We start from the raw sequence: 19959 nt of genomic DNA on the forward strand, positions 1-19959 counted from the left end.
GGTGGGGGGGCGGCGCGCTGCAACTTTCAACATCCAAAAAACCCCCGTTATGGGTTTTTGGGGGGGGGGGGGGGGCGGCCCCGGCGGGGGGGGGGGGGGGGGGGGCCCCCCCCCCCCCCCCCCCCCACGCCTGTTCACCGGGCCGGGGTGCCCAGGGAGCCCGGGTACAGGTACTTGTGGGGCGGGATCACCGTGCCGTCCACCCAGGCCGCGAAGAAGCCCTTGAGGTCCTTGCCCGAGACCTTCGCCGCCAGCGCCTCGAACTGCCGGAACGAGGCGTTGCCGTACGCGTGGTCGCGGGTCCAGGTCCGCAGCGTCCGGAAGAACGCCTCGTCGCCGACCGTGCGGCGCAGCGCGTGCAGCATCAGCGAGCCCTTGAAGTACAGGGCCCCGTCCAGTTCCTTGCCCGGTCCCGGGTCGTAGAGCCTGACGGACCAGAAGGACGGGTCGTCGGCGTACTCCGCCACCTCGGACCGGTAGTAGTCCCGGTCCAGGTCGGCACCCTTGTGCTCCTCCCACAGCTGTCCCGCGTACTGGGCGAAGCACTCGGCGACGCAGCCGTCCCGCCAGTCCTTGAACGAGACGCTGTCGCCGAACCACTGGTGGGTGTTCTCGTGGACCACCGAGGCGTCGAAGAGCATGGAGCCGTAGGTGGGGCGGCTCTGCGTCTCCAGGGCGAGAGGGCCGTCGTTGGGTTCCTTCGAGGCCCCGACGACGATGGCACCCGCGGAGGAGAACGGGTACGGGCCGAACTTCGAGGCCAGGAAGTCCAGGATCTCCGTCTGCTGGGTCTCCGCCTCGGCGTCGATGACGGCATCCGGGCTGTACGCCGTGATGACCGGTGTCCCGGCGGCGGTCCGGCCGCGGTGGACGGTGAACCGGTCGATGGCGACCGTGCTGAGGTAGGTGGCCATCGGCCTGTCCTCGTACCAGCGGAAGGTCCTTCGGCCGTCCTTGACGCTCTCGGGGCCGGGCAGGCCGTTGCCGACGGCCGTCCAGCCGTCGGGGACCGTCGCGGTGAGGGCGAAGGTGGCCTTGTCGGACGGGTGGTCGTTGGCGGGGTACCAGGAGGTCGCGGAGTGCGGTTCGCCCGCCACGTTCGCGCCGCCGGTCTCCAGGGTGTGCCAGCCCTCGGGGTCGGGCCGGCCCGCGTACTTCACCCGGACCTCGAACGTCGAGCCCTTCGTCACCGGGCGGGCCGGGGTGATGGACAGCTTATGGGCGCCGGCCCGGGAGAACGCCTTCGCCGGGGCGCCGTTCACCTTCACCGACGCGACGGTGAAGCCCTTGAGGTCCAGGCCGAACCGGTCCAGGCGGGTCAGGGCGCGGGCGGTGACGGTGGTGTCGCCGTCGAGCCGGTCGGTGTGCGCCGGGTCGTAGGCGATGCGGACGTCGTAGTGGGAGACGTCGTAGCCGGGATTGCCGTCGTCGGGGAAGTACGGGTCGCCGAGACCGGGGGAGCCGATGGCGGCCGAGGCGGGGACGGTGGCCAGCACGGAACCGCTCACGACCGCGGCCACCAGGGCGGCGACGGTCCTGCGGCGTCGGTTCAGGAGTCTGTACATGTCTCGTTCCTGGGGGTGGCGGTCAGTGCCGGGGTGTGGTGGCGGCGAGCTTCCACAGCACGCCGACGATGGCGTCGGTGCTGGTCCGTTCCGTCTTCGGGTCCACGTTGGACAGGTCGTCGCACGCCTCGTGGATGCAGTCCGAGATGCCGGTGCTGAAGCCGGACGACGGGATGCCCGCGTTGCCGAACGACTCGTGGTCCGAGCCGCCGACGCCGATGTCGAAGGTGGGGATGGACCGCTCGGCGAACCACGCCTCGAACGCCTGCTGGGCCTCGGTCTCACCGTGCTCGTCGTCGTGGATCACGAGCCACTGCCGGGTGTTCCTGCTGCCCGCCTGATCGAAGTTGAGGTAGACGTCGATCCTGCGGCGCTCGGCCGCGGAGAGCTTCCTGACGTACTGGGCCGAGCCGATCAGCCCCGGCTCCTCGGCGCCCCACCACGCGAACCGCAGATGCCGTTCGGGCTTCAGGCCGGTCTTCGCGACCTGGAGGGCGGTGGCCAGGACCGCGGCCGAACCGGAGCCGTTGTCGTTGATCCCCGGCCCCTCCTTCACGCTGTCGAGGTGAGCGCCGGTCATCAGCACATGGTCCGGGTCGCCGCCCGGCCAGTCGGCGATCAGGCTGTTGCCGGTGGCGCCGTCGTGGGTGAAGGGCACCAGCTTCGTACGGAATCCGGCGCGGTCCAGGGCGCGCTTCACGTACGCCACCGACTCCGCGTACCCCTTCGTGCCGTGCGCGCGGTTGCCGCCGTTGCGGTCCGCGATGCGCTGCAGAGCGCGCAGGTGGGGCATGACCTGTTGTTCGGAGACGGTGGGGGCGGCGGGGATCCGCGTGTCCGCGGTGGCGGCGGGGACCGCGGAGAGGGTCAGGGACACCCCCAGAACCGCGGCGGCCAGCCGGGGAAGGCTCCTGCGTGACGTCATACGCACCCTTTCGAGACGGTCCGGACGGCTCGGACGGGGCGCTCGCCCCGCCGGCCCGGACGTCGGCCAGGCTGGTCGGCCGGTGTCAGAAAGTTGTCGTGAAGTTGTCGGAAAGCGGTAGCACTTCGACAGGGGGGCGGTGCGGCACACCCGCCGCATCGGCATCCGGCCGGAAGGCGGACAGCCGTCGGCCATTGTCCAGCGCTGTGCGCATTGCACATACTGGCGGCCTATGGGGACCGAGCACGTTCACGGGGAGAGACATGAGTGAGACCACCGGCCGTACGGGCATCGACGGACAGGGCGGCACCGCGGTCGCCGAGGAGGCCGCCGGCGGTCCCATGGTCCGGGTCGAGGACCTGCACCGTTCGTACGGCTCCGGGGCCGGGGCCGTGCACGCGTTGCGCGGGGTGTCCTTCGAGGTGCCGCGCGGCGAGCTGGTCGCGCTCAAGGGCCGGTCGGGCTCCGGCAAGACGACCCTCCTCAACCTGCTCGGCGGGCTCGACAGCCCCGACGGCGGCCGGATCACCGTCGACGGCACGGACCTCGCCGAGCTGGGCGAGGACGGACTCCTGGAGCTGCGCCGGGACCGGGTCGGCTTCATCTTCCAGTCGTTCGGCCTCATCCCGATCCTGACCGCGGCGGAGAACGTCGGCGTGCCCATGCGGCTGCGCAAGACGGACCCGCGCGAGCGCGAGGACCGGGTGGCGCTGCTGCTCTCCCTGGTCGGCCTGGCGGATCACGCCGCCCAGCGCCCCGGCGAGCTGTCCGGGGGCCAGCAGCAGCGCGTCGCCATCGCCCGCGCCCTCGCCAACCGGCCCGCCCTGCTGATCGCGGACGAGCCGACCGGACAGCTCGACGCGGAGACCGGGCTCGCGGTGATGGAGCTGCTGCGCGCGGTGGTACGGAGCGAGGACGTCACCGCACTGGTGGCGACACACGATCCCCAGCTGCTGGGGCTGGCGGACCGGGTGCTCGAACTGAGCGACGGGCACATCGTCGAGCACGCGTAGGGGGTGGGGCCGCGGGCCGCCGAAGGGCGCCCGCGGCCCGTCCGCGGCGTCAGAATCCTGTCAATACGGTCCCCCGCCCCACCCGCCGGCCCATTTGTCGACAATCTGCGAGGTAGCTTCGAAGCGGCTGCCGCATCGGACGCAGCCGGGTTCAAGAGAAGACAATGGGGCCATGGCACGCGGCAAGCTTCGGATCTACCTGGGTGCGGCACCCGGCGTCGGCAAGACGTACGCGATGCTCTCCGAGGCCCATCGGCGCGTGGAGCGCGGCACCGACTGCGTCGTCGCCTTCGTGGAGCACCACGACCGGCCGCGCACCGAGGTCATGCTGCACGGCCTGGAACAGGTCCGGCGCCGCGAGATCGAGTACCGCTCCGCCCTCTTCACCGAGATGGACGTCGACGCGGTCCTGGAGCGCGCCCCCGCCGTCGCCCTGGTGGACGAACTGGCACACACCAATGTGCCGGGCTCCCGCAACGCCAAACGCTGGCAGGACGTCGAAGAACTCCTCCAGGCCGGCATCGACGTGGTGTCCACGGTCAACATCCAGCACCTGGAGTCGCTCGGTGACGTCGTCGAGGCGATAACCGGTGTGCGGCAGCGCGAGACCGTCCCCGACGAGGTCGTCCGCCGGGCCGACCAGCTCGAACTGGTCGACATGTCGCCACAGGCGCTGCGCCGCAGGATGGCCCACGGCAACATATACAAGCCGGACCGGATCGACGCCTCCCTCTCCAACTACTTCCGGCCCGGCAACCTGACCGCCCTGCGCGAGCTGGCCCTGCTCTGGGTCGCCGACCGGGTCGACGAGTACCTCCAGCAGTACCGCGGCGAGCACAACATCCGCACCACCTGGCAGGCCCGCGAACGCATCGTCGTCGGACTCACCGGCGGCCCCGAGGGCCGTACCCTCATCCGCCGCGCGTCCCGGATGGCGGCCAAGGGCTCGGGCAGCGAGATCCTCGCCGTCTACATAGCCCGCAGCGACGGGCTGACCTCCGCCTCCCCCAAGGAACTCACCGTCCAGCGCACCCTCGTGGAGGACCTCGGCGGCACGTTCCACCACGTCATCGGCGACGACATACCCTCGGCGCTCCTCGAATTCGCCCGTGGGGTGAACGCCACGCAGATCGTCCTCGGCTCCAGCCGCCGCAAGGCCTGGCAGTACATCTACGGACCCGGGGTGGGCGCCACCGTCGCCCGGGAGTCCGGGCCCGACCTCGACGTCCACATCGTCACCCACGAAGAGGTCGCCAAGGGGCGCGGCCTGCCCATCGCCCGGGGCGCCCGGCTGGGCCGGGTCCGGATCATGTGGGGCTGGCTGGTCGGGGTGGGCGGCCCGGCCCTCCTCACGCTGCTCCTGAGCGGCCTGGGCAACGGCCCCGGGCTCGCCAACGACGTCCTGCTCTTCCTCTTCATGACGGTCGCCGCGGCCCTGCTCGGCGGACTGCTGCCCGCCCTCGCGTCGGCCGCCGCCGGCTCGCTGCTGCTGAACTACTGGTTCACCCCGCCCACCCACACCCTGACGGTGCAGGACCCGGAGAACTTCGTCGCCATCGTGATCTTCTTCGCGGTGGCGGTCTCGGTCGCCTCGGTCGTCGACCTGGCGGCCCGCCGCACCCACCAGGCGGCCCGGCTGCGCGCCGAGTCGGAGATCCTCTCCTTCCTGGCCGGCAGCGTGCTGCGCGGCGAGACGACGCTGGACGCGCTCCTGGACCGGGTCCGCGAGACCTTCGGCATGGAGTCCGTCGCCCTGCTGGAACGCGTGAGCGACGTCGACCCGTGGACATGCGCCGGGAGCGTCGGACCGGGCCCGGTGGCCCGGCCGGAGGACGCCGATGTGGACATGCCCGTCGGCGACCACATGGCGCTGGCCCTCTCCGGCCGGGTGCTGCCCGCCGAGGACCGCCGGGTGCTCGGCGCGTTCGCCGCGCAGGCCGCCGTCGTACTGGAGCGGCAGCGCCTGGTCGACGAGGCGGAGGAGGCCCGGCGGCTCGCCGAGGGCAACCGGATCAGGACGGCGCTGCTCGCCGCCGTCAGCCACGACCTGCGTACCCCGCTCGCGGCCATCAAGGCCGCCGTCAGCTCGCTGCGTTCCGACGACGTCGCCTGGTCCGACGAGGACCAGGCCGAACTCCTGGAGGGCATCGAGAACGGCGCCGACCGCCTCGACCACCTGGTGGGCAACCTCCTGGACATGTCCAGGCTCCAGACCGGTACCGTCACCCCGCTGATCCGCGAGATCGACCTCGACGAGGTGGTCCCGATGGCGCTCGGCGGTGTCCCCGAGGACAGCGTCGACCTGGACATCCCCGAGACTCTGCCGATGGTCGAGGTCGACCCCGGGCTGCTGGAGCGGGCCGTCGCCAACATCGTCGAGAACGCCGTGAAGTACAGCCGCTACGCGGAACGCGTCACGGTGGCCGCCAGCGCACTCGGCGAACGCGTCGAGCTACGGGTGGCCGACCGCGGCCCCGGCGTCCCCGACGACGCCAAGGAGCGCATCTTCGAGCCCTTCCAGCGCTACGGCGACGCCCCGCGCGGCGCCGGCGTCGGACTGGGCCTCGCCGTGGCCCGCGGCTTCGTGGAGTCCATGGGCGGCACGCTGGACGCCGAGGACACCCCCGGCGGCGGCCTCACCATGGTGCTGACGCTCAAGGCGGCGTCGGGGTACGTTCCGGTCAGCCCCGACCTGCCCGCGCGGGTCACCTCATGATCCGGGCGGAACGCCCGGCCACATGGATCACCTCATGATCTCCGCCACGTCCCGGGAGATCGACGTACAGCAGAAAGGCAGGGCCCCCATGACCCGGGTGCTTGTGGTCGACGACGAGCCGCAGATCGTACGCGCCCTCGTGATCAACCTGAAGGCGCGCAAGTACGAGGTGGACGCGGCGCCCGACGGCGCCACCGCCCTCCAGCTTGCCGCCGCCCGCCACCCCGACGTGGTCGTCCTCGACCTCGGACTGCCGGACATGGACGGCGTCGAGGTGATCAAGGGGCTGCGCGGCTGGACCCGGGTGCCGATCCTCGTCCTCTCCGCCCGCCACACCTCCGACGAGAAGGTGGAGGCCCTGGACGCCGGCGCGGACGACTACGTCACCAAGCCGTTCGGCATGGACGAGCTGCTGGCCCGGCTGCGCGCCTCGGTCCGCCGCGCCGAACCCGTCGGGCAGCAGGGATCCGACGACATCGTGATCGTCGAGACCGAGGGGTTCACCGTCGACCTGGCGGCGAAGAAGGTCCACCGCGAGGGGCGCGACGTACGGCTCACCCCCACCGAGTGGCACCTGCTGGAGGTCCTGGTCCGCAACAGTGGCCGGCTGGTCAGCCAGAAACAGCTGCTCCAGGAGGTCTGGGGGCCCTCCTACGGCACCGAGACCAACTATCTGCGGGTCTACATGGCCCAGCTGCGGCGCAAGCTGGAGGCCGACCCCTCGCACCCCCGGCACTTCGTCACCGAACCCGGCATGGGGTACCGCTTCGAGCGCGGCTGAGCGGGCAGCGGGGCGGACGGACGGGAGGGGGCCGGGCCGGGGGCCGGGCCGCCCACCGTGATCGGTGAGGGTGACCGCGGCCGCCCCGCGGGGTCCATGCCCGGTCACCCGTTCGAGTGAGACCGGGGACACCCGCCCGGAGCAGCCGGGACCGGTACCCTTCGGGTATGAGTGCTGTTCCTCGATCCGACAAGTCCGGCAAGGCGGAAAAGCCGTCGGGCCGCTTCCGGCGGATGCTCGACCGGCTGTCCACCTCGCAGGAGGATCTTGAGTCCGAGGAGCTCCAGGAGGACTCGCAGGCCTCGGGCTGTACGCGGATCTCCGAATGCACCGACCGGCAGATCGTGAAGGTGACTGGTACCTTGCGGACCGTCACCCTGCGGCCGCGCGCCGGAGTGCCCGCCCTGGAGGCCGAGCTCTTCGACGGCACCGCTCCGCTGGACGTCGTCTGGCTGGGCCGGCGCTCCATCGTGGGTATAGAACCGGGGCGCAAGCTCATCGCCTCGGGCCGGATCGCCATGAGTCACGGGCGCCGGGTGCTGTTCAACCCCAAATACGAACTCCGACCGCTCGGCAAGGAGTAGCCGGTGACGTCTCTCGACAAGCCGACGTCCGACACGGACCGCACCACCCGCACCGCTCAGGAGGCGGCCGACGCGAAAGCGGTCACCGAGGCCGCGCTCTTCGAGGCGTTCGGCGGTGTCCGGGGCATGGTGGAGACAGTCGTCCCCGGGCTGCTGTTCGTCACCATCTTCACGATCAACAAGGATCTGCACAGCTCGGCCATCGCGGCCCTGGCGGTGTCCCTGATCCTTGTCGTCGTGCGACTGATCCGGAAGGACACCGTCAAACACGCCTTCAGTGGCGTCTTCGGGGTGGCCTTCGGTGTGGTCTTCGCGATGATGACGGGCAACGCCAAGGACTTCTACCTGCCGGGCATGCTCTACACGCTCGGTCTGGCCCTCGCCTACCTGATCACCACCCTCGCCGGGGTGCCGCTGATCGGTCTGATCCTGGGGCCGGTGTTCAAGGAGAACCTCTCCTGGCGCACCAGGAACCCCGGCCGCAAGAAGGCCTACGCCAAGGCCAGTTACGCCTGGGGCCTGATCCTGCTCGCCAAGTGCGCGATCCTCTTCCCGCTGTACTGGTGGGCCGACACCACCCAGTTCGGCTGGGTCCTGGTAGCCCTGAAGATCCCCCCGTTCCTCCTCGCGGTCTATCTGACCTGGGTCTTCCTCGCCAAGGCGCCGCCGCCCATCGACGTTTTCGCCGAGATGGAGGCCGAGGAGCAGGCGGAGAAGGACCGGAAGGCGGCCCAGGCCGCCGAAGCCGCCGCGGCGCGCAACCAGGAGTTCTGAGGCGCGGCGCACAGCCGCTCCGAGACCACTCGCTCCGGAACCACGGGGAGGGCCCGGAACCGTGACACACGGTTCCGGGCCCTCCCCGTACCCACGCCCTGCTCTCAGTCGTCCGAGTCGCCCCGGCGCACCGACAGCAGGTCCTCCAACTGCTCCTCGCGAGCCTGCGCGGCCACGAACAGCAGCTCGTCGCCGGCCTCCAGGGTCTCCTCGGTGCTCGGCGTCAGAACCCGCTGCCCGCGGATGATGGTGACCAGCGAGGTGTCCTCGGGCCAGGCCACCTCGCCTACCCGGGTGCCGGCCAGCGCCGACTCCGGGGGCAGGGTCAGTTCGACCAGGTTGGCGTCGCCGTGGCTGAAGCGCAGCAGCCGGACCAGATCGCCGACGCTCACCGCCTCCTCGACCAGGGCCGACATCAGACGCGGCGTCGAGACCGCCACATCGACGCCCCAGGCCTCGTTGAACAGCCACTCGTTCTTAGGGTTGTTGACCCGGGCGACGACCCTCGGCACGCCGTACTCCGTCTTGGCGAGCAGCGAGACGACCAGGTTCACCTTGTCGTCGCCGGTCGCGGCGATCACGACGTTGCAGCGCTGCAGCGCCGCCTCGTCGAGCGAGGTGATCTCGCAGGCGTCCGCCAGCAGCCACTCCGCCATCGGCACCCGCTCCACCGAGATGGCGGTCGGGGCCTTGTCGACGAGCAGCACCTCGTGCCCGTTCTCCAGCAGCTCGCCCGCGATGGAACGACCCACCGCACCGGCCCCGGCAATCGCGACACGCATCAGTGACCGCCCTCCTCAGGACCCTCGGCGAAGGCCGCCTCGACCTTCGCGATCTCGTCCGTACGCATCATCACGTGGACCAGGTCGCCCTCCTGCAGCACCGTCTGCGAGGTGGGCAGTATGGCTTCGCCCAGCCGGGTGAGGAACGCCACGCGGACGCCCGTCTCCTCCTGCAGCGTGCTGATCTTGTGGCCGATCCAGGACGGCGTGGTGTGCACTTCCGCGAGCTGCACACCACCGCTCGGATCCCGCCACAGCGGCTCGGCGCCCGAAGGCAGCAGCCGCCGCAGCATCTGGTCCGCGGTCCAGCGCACGGTGGCGACCGTGGGGATGCCGAGACGCTGGTAGACCTCGGCACGCCGGGGGTCGTAGATGCGCGCCGCGACATTCTCGATGCCGAACATCTCGCGGGCCACCCGGGCGGCGATGATGTTCGAGTTGTCGCCGCTGCTCACCGCGGCGAACGCACCGGCCTCCTCGATACCCGCCTCGCGGAGGGTGTCCTGGTCGAAGCCCACACCCGTGACGCGCCGTCCGCCGAATCCGGACCCGAGCCGACGGAACGCCGTCGGGTCCTGGTCGACGACGGCGACCGTGTGCCCCTGCTGCTCCAGGGTCTGCGCGAGAGCGGCTCCTACTCGCCCGCAGCCCATGATGACGATGTGCACCTTGCGCCTACCTCGCAGTCCTGGTCGTCCGGCTGACCTGCGAAAACACCCTGCTCACACTTCTTTCTCAGCTTGCCGGGCAAACAACGGGGCAACGGTGTGTCCCGTTGCCCAGGATGAGCTTATGCGGCCCGGAGTGCGAAGCCTCATCCGAGTGGGCTTTCGCCGTGCCCCGTGTGGAGGGCGGCGAATTCCGGACGCATGGAGCCTTGAGCGAACGGACCGTTGAGTGTGGAGCGCACGGACCCTTGAGCGTGGAGCGCACAGACATCTAACATGTCAGTTCATGGAGACCCTGCGCCCCGTCCGGCGGACCCTGCTGCGGGACACCGCGTACGAAGCGATCCGCGACGCCATCGTCCGCGGTGACATCCCGCCCGGTGCCCCCGTCCGCGATGCCGACCTCGCCGACCGCCTGGGGCTCTCCCGGGCCCCGGTCCGCGACGCGCTGTCCCGGCTCGCGGGCGAGGGCCTCGTCGAATCCAAGCCACAGAGCTACACCCGGGTGACCCGGCTGGTGCCGGGCGACGTCCGGGACGCCGCGGCCGTCGTACGGGCCATGCAGGAGCTGGCCGCCAGGACCGCCGTACCCCACCTCGTGGACGCCGACATCACGGTGATGCGCGCCGCCAACGAACGGTTCCGGAAGGCGGCCGGCCGTGGCGACGTGGCGGAGGCGCTGCGCGCCGACGACCGGCTCCACGACGTACTCGTCGCCGCCTGTGGCAACGGGGCCGTGGCCGCCACCGTCGAGCGCTACACCCCGCTGATCCGGCGCCTGGAGTGGCGGCGGTTCGGTACGGCGGGCTCCGCGCACGGCTCCGCGGAGCTGCACGAGCAGCTGATCGAGGCGTGCGCGGCACGTGACGCCGAAGCGGCGGTCCGGATCACCGCCGAGATCTGGCGGGCGCTGGAAGAGCTGGCCGACGAACTGCCCGAGCAGCCCGAACAGCCCGAGTAGCCCGCAGGTCCGAGCGGCCCGCCGACCCCAGCGGCCCCGCCGGTCCGAACAGCCCACCGGTCCCAGCGGCCCGAGCGGCCGGAACGGCCCGCCGGTCCATCTCGGCCCCGCTCCACCTCCGCCCCACCTCGCCCCCGCACCCACCTCGCCCCCGCACCCACCTCCGTCCAAGCCCCGCTCCACCCCACCCGCGACCAAGGGAGCCCCCGTGTCCATCTCCTCGTACGAGCGCTATCCCCTCCTCTTCGGCCCCTCGCCCGTGCACCGGCTCGACCGGCTCACCGAGCACCTCGGCGGAGCCGCGGTGTGGGCCAAGCGGGAGGACTGCAACTCCGGCATCGCCTACGGCGGCAACAAGACCCGCAAGCTCGAATACCTCGTCGCCGACGCCCTCGCGAAGGGCTGCGACACCCTCGTGTCCATCGGCGGAGTCCAGTCCAACCACACCCGCCAGGTCGCGGCGGTCGCCGCCCGGGCCGGCCTCAAGTGCGTACTCATCCAGGAGAGCTGGGTCGAGTGGCCCGACGCCGTCTACGACAAGGTCGGCAACATCCTGATCAGCCGGCTGGCCGGTGCCGACGTACGGCTGGTGCGCGCCGGGTTCGGCATCGGGGTCAAGGAGAGCTGGGAGCAGGCACTGCGCGAGGTGGAGGAGGGCGGCGGCAGGCCGTACGCCATCCCGGCGGGCGCGTCCGACCACCCGCTGGGCGGTCTCGGCTTCGCGAACTGGGCGTACGAGGTCGCCGAGCAGGAACGCGCGCTCGGCGTGTTCTTCGACACCGTGGTGGTCTGCTCGGTGACCGGCTCCACCCAGGCCGGCATGGTCGCGGGCTTCGCCGCGCTGGAGGAGGCGGGCGCCCGCCCGCGACGCGTACTGGGCATCGACGCCTCCGCGGAGCCCACCCGGACCCGCGGGCAGATCGCCCGGATCGCGACCGGCACCGCACGGCTCATCGGTGTGCGCCGGGAACTCACCGTGGACGACATCGAGCTCGACGAGCGCTACCACGCGGGCACCTACGGCATCCCCGACGACGCGACCCTGGACGCCATGCGGCTCGCCGCCCGTACCGAGGGCATGGTCACCGACCCCGTGTACGAGGGGAAGTCGATGGCGGGAACGATCGACCTCGTGGCGCGCGGCGAGATCGGCCGCGATTCCACCGTCCTCTACGCGCATCTCGGCGGCCAGCCCGCGCTGAACGGCTACAGCGCCCTTTTCGCGGACGCCTGAGCGCGCGGATTCCGTACCGGGGCGCAAGGATTCCGTTAAGGATTTCGTGGCTCTTTCGGCCGAGCGCAGGAGATTGCGGGGCCACGGGGGTGGTGCGTCTGCGGCTTCCATACGGAGCGCTTACGATCCTCAGCGTGTCCAAACTGACCGACGTGCCCAAACGGATCCTGATCGGACGGGCGCTGCGCAGCGACAAGCTGGGAGAAACGCTCCTCCCCAAGCGCATCGCACTTCCTGTCTTCGCATCCGACCCGCTGTCCTCGGTGGCCTACGCGCCCGGAGAAGTCCTCCTGGTGCTCTCCGTCGCGGGCGTGTCGGCGTACCACTTCAGCCCCTGGATCGCGCTCGCCGTCGTGGTCCTGATGTTCACGGTCGTCGCCTCATACCGGCAGAACGTGCACGCGTACCCGAGCGGTGGTGGTGACTACGAGGTCGCCACCACCAACCTCGGCCCCAAGGCCGGGCTGACCGTGGCGAGCGCACTGCTGGTCGACTACGTGCTGACCGTCGCCGTGTCGATCTCCTCCGGGGTGGAGAACCTGGGGTCCGCGATCCCGTTCGTCGTCGAGCACAAGACGGTGTGCGCGATCGCCGCCATCGTGCTGCTGACGCTGATGAACCTGCGCGGCGTCAAGGAGTCCGGCAAGCTCTTCGCCATTCCCACGTACCTCTTCGTGGCCGGCGTCTTCATCATGATCATCTGGGGTGCGTTCCGGGGACTGGTCCTCGGCGACACCATGCACGCCCCGACCTCGGACTACACGATCAAGGCCGAGCACGCGGGGCTGAGCGGCTTCGCGCTGGTCTTCCTGCTGCTGCGGGCCTTCTCCTCCGGCTGTGCCGCCCTCACCGGTGTCGAGGCGATCAGCAACGGCGTGCCCGCCTTCCGCAAGCCGAAGAGCAAGAACGCCGCGACGACGCTCGCGATGATGGGACTGCTCGCCGTCACCATGTTCTGCGGCATCATCGGCCTGGCCATGGCCACCGACGTGAAGATGGCCGAGAACCCGGCCAAGGACCTGATCAACCACGGCGTCCCGGTCGGCTCGTCCTTCGTCCAGGACCCGGTGATCTCACAGGTCGCGGCGGCGGTCTTCGGTGACGGCACGTTCTTCTTCGTCATCCTCGCGGCGGCCACCGCGCTCGTGCTCTTCCTGGCCGCCAACACCGCGTACAACGGCTTCCCGCTGCTCGGCTCGATCCTCGCGCAGGACCGCTACCTGCCCCGCCAGCTCCACACCCGCGGCGACCGGCTCGCCTTCTCCAACGGCATCGTGCTGCTGGCCGGCGCGGCGATCCTGCTCGTCTGGATCTACGGGGCGGACTCGACCCGACTCATCCAGCTCTACATCGTCGGCGTGTTCGTCTCCTTCACGCTCAGCCAGACCGGCATGGTCCGGCACTGGAACCGCCACCTGCGGACGGAGAAGGACCCCGCCAAGCGCCGCCACATGGTGCGCTCCCGTGCGATCAACACCTTCGGCGCCTTCTTCACCGGCCTGGTGCTCGTCGTCGTCCTGGCGACCAAGTTCACCCACGGCGCCTGGGTCGCGCTCCTCGGCATGGTGATCTTCTACGGGACGATGACCGCGATCCGCAGGCACTACGACCGGGTCGCCGAGGAGATCGCCGCCGACGAGACCCCGTCCGACGAGACGATCCGGCCCTCCCGGGTCCACTCGATCGTCCTGGTCTCCAAGCTCCACCGGCCCACCCTGCGCGCCCTCGCCTACGCCAAACTGATCCGCTCCGACCGGCTGGAGGCGCTCTCCATCAGCGTCGACGCGGCGGAGACCAAGGCGCTCAAGGACGACTGGGAGCGGCGCGGCATCGACATCCCGCTGAAGATCCTCGACTCCCCGTACCGCGAGGTGACCCGCCCGGTCATCGACTACGTGAAGAGCCTGCGCCGGGAGAGCCCGCGCGACGTGGTGAGCGTGTACATCCCCGAGTACGTGGTCGGCCACTGGTACGAGCACCTCCTGCACAACCAGAGCGCCCTGCGCCTCAAGGGGCGGCTGCTGTTCACCCCGGGCGTCATGGTGACCTCCGTGCCGTACCAGCTGGAGTCCTCCGAGGCGGCCAAGAAGCGCGCCAGGAAGCGCGCCGAATGGAACGCCCCGGGTTCGGTGCGCCGAGGACCTGTGGAGCGCAGGCCCAGGGAACCCAGCGGCAAGAGCTGACCGCAGGACCCGCTTCCGCCGGTGGTAAACGGCCGGACGACACCCACGTAGAATCGTAGGTTGTTGTCCGGCCGTGGTCGTTGTCCGGTCGTTCCCCCTTGACCCCCTTCCCTTGTTCCCCTTGATCCCTGGAGCCACCCCCTCATGCAGAACGAACCCACGTCGTCGCTGGTCGGGGAGGAGTACGAGGTCGAGGTCGGCCCCGTCGCACACGGCGGCCACTGCATCGCCCGCACCTCGGAGGGCCGGGTCCTCTTCGTACGGCACACGCTCCCCGGCGAGAAGGTGGTCGCCAGGGTCACCGACGGCGAGAGCGACTCCCGTTTCCTGCGCGCCGACGCGGTACGGATCATCGAGGCGTCCAAGGACCGCGTCGAGGCGCCCTGCCCGTACGCGGGCCCCGGCAAGTGCGGCGGCTGCGACTGGCAGCACGCCAAGCCCGGCGCCCAGCGCCGCCTCAAGGGCGAAGTGATCGCCGAACAGCTCCAGCGCCTCGCGGGCCTCACCCCCGAGGAGGCGGGCTGGGACGGCACGGTCATGCCGGCCGAGGGCGACAAGCTCCCGCCGGGCGAGGTTCCCGCCTGGCGCACCCGCGTCCAGTACGCCATCGACGAGGACGGCAAGGTCGGCCTGCGCAAGCACCGCTCGCACGACGTGGAGCCCGTCGAACGCTGCCTGATCGCCGCCCCCGGCGTCACGGAGCTCGGCATCGAGAAGCGCGACTGGCCCGGCATGGCCTCGGTGGAGGCCATCGCCGCCACGGGCTCCCACGACCGCCAGGTCATCCTCACCCCGAGGCCTGGCGGCCGGCTGCCCCTGGTCGAGCTCGACAAGCCCGTCTCGGTGATGCGCGTCGACGAGCGCGACGGCGGCGTTCACCGAGTCCACGGCCGCGCCTTCGTCCGCGAGCGCGCCGACGACCGCACCTACCGCGTCGGCTCCGGCGGCTTCTGGCAGGTCCACCCGCAGGCCGCCAACACCCTGGTCCGTGCCGTCATGCAGGGCCTGCTGCCCCGCAAGAACGACATGGCCCTCGACCTCTACTGCGGCGTCGGCCTGTTCGCCGGCGCCATCGGTCAGCGCATCGGCGAGAAGGGCGCCGTCCTCGGCATCGAGTCCGGCAAGCGCGCGGTCGAGGACGCCCGCCACAACCTCAAGGACCTCGACCGGGTCCGCATCGAGCACGGCAAGGTCGACCAGGTGCTGCCCCGCACCGGCATCACGGAGTGCGACCTGATCGTCCTGGACCCGCCGCGCGCAGGCGCCGGCAAGCAGGTCGTCAAACACCTCACGGGCCTGGGCGCCCGCCGCATCGCCTACGTCGCCTGCGACCCGGCGGCACTGGCGCGCGACCTGGCGTACTTCGCGGAGGGCGGGTACCGGGTGCGGACGCTGCGGGCGTTCGATCTGTTTCCGATGACGCATCATGTGGAGTGCGTGGCGATTCTGGAGCCGGTGAAGAAGGACGCCTGACCTGGGGTTTTGCAGATGGACGGTATGTGCTGTGTGGGCGTTACGGGCGATATCTTGACGCTGGGATGACGCTCGTGACGCTCATTCTGATGGGGTGTCAGGTGGATGTCGGGAAGGGCCGGATCGCGGTACACGCCGATGAAGAGGTGGGCTGCGGCGAAAGCGAAGGAGCGCGGCGAGCGAGGCTCGTCGGCTCCGTCTCGCTCTTGTGCGTCCGATGCGGAGGTGCCGCCGATCATTGCTTGAGAAGGCAGTGCCTATCGTCTCGGCGCGCGGCTAATATCCAGCTCTCAGGTACCGGCATGCGTCCGGCCTCTGGCCTGTGGCACGTCTGAAGGAGATCGGAAGCCCGGTGATCAGTCCTCGTTCAGGTGGGCGGGTGCTGGCTGCCCACCCCGGTGGCCCCAAGCGTGTCGGTCCCTACCGGATCATCGGGCGGCTCGGTTCCGGGGGCATGGGCACGGTGTAAGCCGGCCTCGACGCCGCCGGTCTGCGAGTCGCGGTCAAGGTCGTCCACCCTGCCCAGGCGGACGACGCGGAGTTCCGGGCTCGCTTCCGGCGAGAAGTCCAGCTCTCCGCTCGTGTCCAGGGCGCGTGCCTCATACCCCTGCTCGCGGCTGACGTCGAAGCCGCGTCGCCATGGCTGGCCACTGCCTATGCTCCAGGGCCCACCCTCGATCGGTACATTGCGACCTACGGTCCACTTGCCGGCGGAACCCTGTACGCCTTTGCCGCAGGTACGGCCCAGGCTCTCGCGGCCACTCATGCCGCGGGTGTCGTCCATAGGGACGTCAAGCCGCAGAACGTCATCCTGACTCCGGTCGGTCCCCGCGTCCTGGACTTCGGCATCGCTCATGCCGTCGACGGCACATCCGTGACACGTACCGGCATTCTGACCGGCACTCCAGGATGGATCAGCCCTGAGCATTACCGCACGGGTAGCACGGGTCCCGAGGGCGACATGTTCGTCTGGGGCGCCCTCATAGCCTTTGCGGCCACCAGTCGCGCGCCCTTCGGTGGGGGAGCCCCCGACGCGGTCGCCTACCGGGTCATGTCCGAGGAACCTGATCTGCGTGGCCTTCCTGGCGAAATCCACGCCATCGTGAGCAGGTCTCTTGCCAAGGAGCCGGGGGGCCGAGCCACCGCGTGGGACGCTGCGGAGACGTGTGCCGTCCTCCTCGCAGCACAGGTCACACAGGTCGCGCCGACGGGTGCGGAGCCGACACTGGTGGGCGATCTCGTCGCTGCCCAGTGGGACGTCCCTACTCTGGACGACCCGAACTGGAGACGTCCTGCCCGTTCCAGCAGACGACTCGTCGGCATCGCGGCGGTGGTGGGAACTGTCATCGGTGGCCTGGCGGGTGGAGCGCTGGCCCTGCAGCCCGACAAGACGGAGACGACTTCGACGAGTTCCCGTCCTCACGCCAGTGCATCCCCCACCAAGACCGCTGCCGTGTCGACTTCCGCTTCGCCCGCAGCAAACTCCCAGGCTGCGGTCGGCGCCGCATCATCCCCTTCTTCTGCGGACGCGGACGAGGCGACCATCGCCACATGGCGTGCGGCTCGTCGCGCCAAAGGAGAGGCGGAGACCGAGACCGAGGCCGCACTCGGGCACGACCTCAGCTACGGCATGGGCGACGAGTACAACTACAGCGGCCAGTACGACGTGGGCTACGCGCCATCTCGGAGGGAGCTCTACATAACCATCAGCGGCCCGACAGTGGAGCCACGCGTCGTGCAAGGAGTGGCCAAGAACGCCTGCCTCACCTTGCGCATGATGGCGGACATCTACAAGTCCCTTCCGTACGACGAGTACGTTCTGATCGACAACACAACCCCCGCGGCGCCGGCGATCGTGTGGGAGGACGACTTCCGCGCCAACACCAACTGCATCACACAGACCATCGACCGCACCGCCACCGACCCCGGGCGGGCCCCGAGCTGGCACCCCACCGAACAAGGGCTGGCCGCGGCCCAGATCCCCAGCGTCGACCAGCGTGGAATCAGAGTGGCAACCGAAGCGGTCCACCAGCTCTTTGTCGACTGGAACGCCAAATCCCGTCTGCTCGAAGACCCCCGCTACATCAGCGACGAGAACACCAGCATCGGCTTCGCTCCGCACGAAGGCGTGTTGTACGTGTGGGCCACGAAGCCCGAGTGGGACCAGAGCACGCGAGAGGAATGGGCGGAGGCCGCCGCCGGCGTGGCCTGCCGGACAGTTCTCGCGGAATCTCGCGCCGGGCAGGGATGGGGCTACGCCCAGTACGCGGTGGCGGTCCTCGACGGCGGCGGAAGCACGGATTTCCTCCGCTGGGGCACGGCCGGCAGCTGTCCGAGCTGACCTCCCCACAAGCCATCATCGTTGCGCCGAGTGGTAGTCAGCCGAAACACGGGCCTCGGGCATGCCAGCCCAGCGCATGTCTCTCCAGGCCGCGTCGGGGTCCGGTGGGGTTCCAGCCGTGGCCCCCATGCTGAATGACGTGCCGCGCACTCCGCCGCCAAGTGCTTAGAAGGCACTTGGTGTGATCCGTGAGTTGGGGTGCGTGACCTGCGTCTTTGTCGGTACACACAGGTCCCGCGCTCGATCTTCCGGCGTTTTCGGGACAGTTCGCTAACTGCGCTTCACTCGCTGACCAGGCAGTAGACGGATGGCGAGGACGGACCCGTCGGCATGTACGGAGACGGGACCACCCCACTTCTTGTCCCAGGCGAGCCGGGGACGGGTGTGCCGGGCCGCGTGTACGCGGATGCGGTAGTCCTCGGCCTTTCCTGCTGTGAGGAGGTCGAAGAGTTCCTTGTCCATGCCGGAGAAGGCTTCGACGCGGGGTCCGTTCAGCCGGAACACGTGGTCGGTGCCGGCATAGGTGCGTCCGAAGAGTCGGTGGCTGATGTCCTGGACGCTGCCGGCAGCGGCGTGCTCGATGCCGTCGAAGCGGTCGTTGCCCTGTCGCTCGGTGAGGTAGCGGGCGGTGCCCTGGCCGGAGCCGGTGAAGGCCATGAGGCTGGCCGCCGCCGTATGCCCGAGGACCTGCTGGAACCACCCGAAGTACTCGGGAGTCACGTGGCAGCCGGGCACGGGCTCGCGGACCATGTCCCCTTCCCGGGGCGGCTGGATTCCCGGAAAGGGGTTCTCCTGCACCGGATTGGAGTCCAGGTCGACCCTGCTCCCACCAGAGGGGACGGCGAGCAGGCCGTCACGGCCCGGAGCCTGCAGGGCGTGGACGGTCACAGTGCCGTCTGCGGGCAGCTCCGTGCTGAACAGCAGGCTCGGGGTCTCGTTCCACGCGCCGATGTGTACGGCCTCGGCGTGTGCGGACGCGGACGCCATTTGCCCCGCCGAGATGGCCGCGTTGCTGTGGTTTCCCTTGGTGGCGATGGGAATCACGAAGGACGGTTCCCCTGGGCGCCAGACCTCCGCGAAGTACTGCGGCCGGTACCCGTACCCGACCTTGTTGCCCTTTTCCCTGCTCGTGAGTGCCCACCCGGCACGCAGGACAGCGTCGGCGGGGACGATGCTCACAGAGTGCTCGGGGAACCTGCACCCGAGCACCTGCTTGGCGAGGGTGAGCCCGAAGGCGATGCCGAGCTCGTGCGACTGGATGTTCTTGTACCGTTCGGCGATCTTCCGCCCTTCGGTCGTCAGCCCGAGGAAGGAGTCGGGGCCGCCTGTCAGTGCCTGGCTGTACTTCAGGGCCCCCCAGTGCTCCGCAAGGCCGCGACCGGCTCCCTTCCAGGACAGGGACATCGCCCGTCCGAGCGTGTGCAGGACGTCCCACATGGAGACCCGCGTCCGGCGATCGAGTTCGGTGCTCGCGATGTCCGATAGGACCGGCTTGCGCCGGAGCGGCTCGGCCTCCTTCTTCTTGCGCGCCTTGTCGTCAGCGGCGATCGCGGACTGCACCTTGCCGAGCAGTTCATCGTTGGAACGGACGGAGATGTTCGACGAGGCGTCGAGGTCGAGAAGTACCTTCTTGGCAGGCTTCAATGCATCCCCTACGGCTTGGGCGGGCGCTTCACGAACCCGGCGAAGGTAGGGGATCGAGAGCCGGAGCACGCAAGTGCGCAGGGGCGCATGCGAGAGCCCTCTGGCGAGCGAGGCCGACCCTCATGCGGCGCATGCCCGCTCGGCTGAGCCGAGACCGCTGCGGAGCACCCCGGTATCGGGATTATTTGCTGCCACCGCCCTCGGCTGTTTCGTGTGAGTAAGCTGCGGGAGCCAGGTCCGGACTCCCGGTAGCACCGGGGGAACCAGCCAAGCGCACTAGTTTTCACCGTCCGGAGGCACGTCAGCAGCGTGCCC

At 70.0% G+C, this 19959-nt stretch carries 15 protein-coding genes; 10 read left to right on the forward strand and 5 right to left on the reverse strand.

The window, feature by feature from the left end; genetic code table 11:
* Positions 1-134 precede the first annotated feature (134 nt).
* Both ACGF8B_RS07480 and ACGF8B_RS07485 read right to left on the reverse strand, forming a co-directional pair.
* Positions 135-1565 (reverse strand): M1 family metallopeptidase, encoded by a 1431-nt coding sequence (locus ACGF8B_RS07480; RefSeq protein WP_392735659.1) that lies wholly within the window; start codon positions 1563-1565, stop codon positions 135-137.
* Between the two features lie 22 nt (positions 1566-1587).
* A complete protein-coding gene (locus ACGF8B_RS07485; RefSeq protein WP_392735660.1) occupies positions 1588-2490 on the reverse strand; it encodes a M20/M25/M40 family metallo-hydrolase in 903 nt (300 codons plus the stop codon).
* Between the two features lie 263 nt (positions 2491-2753).
* Here ACGF8B_RS07485 and ACGF8B_RS07490 point away from each other — a divergent pair, with 263 nt between their 5' ends.
* The 5 genes from ACGF8B_RS07490 to ACGF8B_RS07510 all read left to right on the forward strand — a co-directional run bounded on the left by ACGF8B_RS07490 (position 2754) and on the right by ACGF8B_RS07510 (position 8358).
* Positions 2754-3503, forward strand: coding sequence for an ABC transporter ATP-binding protein (locus ACGF8B_RS07490; protein ID WP_392735661.1), 750 nt, complete (start codon positions 2754-2756; stop codon positions 3501-3503).
* A gap of 172 nt (positions 3504-3675) precedes the next feature.
* A complete protein-coding gene (locus ACGF8B_RS07495) occupies positions 3676-6219 on the forward strand; it encodes an ATP-binding protein (protein ID WP_392735663.1) in 2544 nt (847 codons plus the stop codon).
* Between the two features lie 88 nt (positions 6220-6307).
* Entirely contained in the window at positions 6308-7000 is a 693-nt protein-coding gene (locus ACGF8B_RS07500) for a response regulator (RefSeq protein ID WP_124721532.1), read from the forward strand.
* 167 nt (positions 7001-7167) lie between these two features.
* Complete coding sequence (locus tag ACGF8B_RS07505; RefSeq protein WP_164495335.1) at positions 7168-7584, forward strand: OB-fold nucleic acid binding domain-containing protein; 417 nt, start codon at positions 7168-7170, stop codon at positions 7582-7584.
* 3 nt (positions 7585-7587) lie between these two features.
* Positions 7588-8358 (forward strand): DUF3159 domain-containing protein, encoded by a 771-nt coding sequence (locus ACGF8B_RS07510; protein ID WP_392735665.1) that lies wholly within the window; start codon positions 7588-7590, stop codon positions 8356-8358.
* A 104-nt stretch (positions 8359-8462) separates the two neighbouring features.
* Here the strand turns inward: ACGF8B_RS07510 and ACGF8B_RS07515 are convergent, their stop codons facing one another.
* Positions 8463-9140 carry a TrkA family potassium uptake protein gene (locus ACGF8B_RS07515; RefSeq protein ID WP_072485888.1) on the reverse strand — a complete coding sequence of 226 codons (678 nt, stop codon included), beginning with the start codon at positions 9138-9140 and terminating at the stop codon, positions 8463-8465.
* Positions 9140-9808 carry a TrkA family potassium uptake protein gene (locus ACGF8B_RS07520; protein ID WP_124721011.1) on the reverse strand — a complete coding sequence of 223 codons (669 nt, stop codon included), beginning with the start codon at positions 9806-9808 and terminating at the stop codon, positions 9140-9142. The genes ACGF8B_RS07515 and ACGF8B_RS07520 overlap by 1 nt, the downstream gene beginning before the upstream one ends.
* A gap of 286 nt (positions 9809-10094) precedes the next feature.
* On the opposite strand from ACGF8B_RS07520, the gene ACGF8B_RS07525 reads away from it, so the two are divergent.
* The 5 genes from ACGF8B_RS07525 (at position 10095) to ACGF8B_RS07545 (ending at position 18000) form a co-directional block, all read left to right on the forward strand.
* Positions 10095-10769, forward strand: a complete 675-nt coding sequence (locus ACGF8B_RS07525) for a GntR family transcriptional regulator (RefSeq protein ID WP_392735667.1) — start codon at positions 10095-10097, stop codon at positions 10767-10769.
* Between the two features lie 208 nt (positions 10770-10977).
* Positions 10978-12003, forward strand: coding sequence for a 1-aminocyclopropane-1-carboxylate deaminase (locus ACGF8B_RS07530; protein ID WP_392735668.1), 1026 nt, complete (start codon positions 10978-10980; stop codon positions 12001-12003).
* A gap of 134 nt (positions 12004-12137) precedes the next feature.
* The gene (locus ACGF8B_RS07535; RefSeq protein WP_392735670.1) at positions 12138-14186 is read left to right on the forward strand and encodes an APC family permease; all 2049 of its coding nucleotides are present in this window, start codon (positions 12138-12140) and stop codon (positions 14184-14186) included.
* A 144-nt stretch (positions 14187-14330) separates the two neighbouring features.
* Entirely contained in the window at positions 14331-15659 is a 1329-nt protein-coding gene (locus tag ACGF8B_RS07540; protein ID WP_392735673.1) for a class I SAM-dependent RNA methyltransferase, read from the forward strand.
* Positions 15660-16149: 490 nt separating this feature from the next.
* A complete protein-coding gene (locus ACGF8B_RS07545) occupies positions 16150-18000 on the forward strand; it encodes a serine/threonine-protein kinase (protein ID WP_392736461.1) in 1851 nt (616 codons plus the stop codon).
* Between the two features lie 270 nt (positions 18001-18270).
* Here the strand turns inward: ACGF8B_RS07545 and ACGF8B_RS07550 are convergent, their stop codons facing one another.
* Positions 18271-19644: a hypothetical protein gene (locus ACGF8B_RS07550; protein WP_392735675.1), complete on the reverse strand. Its 1374-nt coding sequence runs from the start codon at positions 19642-19644 to the stop codon at positions 18271-18273.
* Positions 19645-19959: the final 315 nt, after the last annotated feature.

This window comes from Streptomyces sp. NPDC047917 (genome assembly GCF_043204345.1).
Lineage (GTDB): Bacteria > Actinomycetota > Actinomycetes > Streptomycetales > Streptomycetaceae > Streptomyces > Streptomyces sanglieri.

Coding starts and splice junctions, on each gene's coding strand:
- ACGF8B_RS07480 (WP_392735659.1), bottom strand. CDS start 1,565: ATGTACAGACTCCTGAACCGACGCCGCAGGACCGTCGCCGCCCTGGTG.
- ACGF8B_RS07485 (WP_392735660.1), bottom strand. CDS start 2,490: ATGACGTCACGCAGGAGCCTTCCCCGGCTGGCCGCCGCGGTTCTGGGG.
- ACGF8B_RS07490 (WP_392735661.1), top strand. CDS start 2,754: ATGAGTGAGACCACCGGCCGTACGGGCATCGACGGACAGGGCGGCACC.
- ACGF8B_RS07495 (WP_392735663.1), top strand. CDS start 3,676: ATGGCACGCGGCAAGCTTCGGATCTACCTGGGTGCGGCACCCGGCGTC.
- ACGF8B_RS07500 (WP_124721532.1), top strand. CDS start 6,308: ATGACCCGGGTGCTTGTGGTCGACGACGAGCCGCAGATCGTACGCGCC.
- ACGF8B_RS07505 (WP_164495335.1), top strand. CDS start 7,168: ATGAGTGCTGTTCCTCGATCCGACAAGTCCGGCAAGGCGGAAAAGCCG.
- ACGF8B_RS07515 (WP_072485888.1), bottom strand. CDS start 9,140: ATGCGTGTCGCGATTGCCGGGGCCGGTGCGGTGGGTCGTTCCATCGCG.
- ACGF8B_RS07525 (WP_392735667.1), top strand. CDS start 10,095: ATGGAGACCCTGCGCCCCGTCCGGCGGACCCTGCTGCGGGACACCGCG.
- ACGF8B_RS07540 (WP_392735673.1), top strand. CDS start 14,331: ATGCAGAACGAACCCACGTCGTCGCTGGTCGGGGAGGAGTACGAGGTC.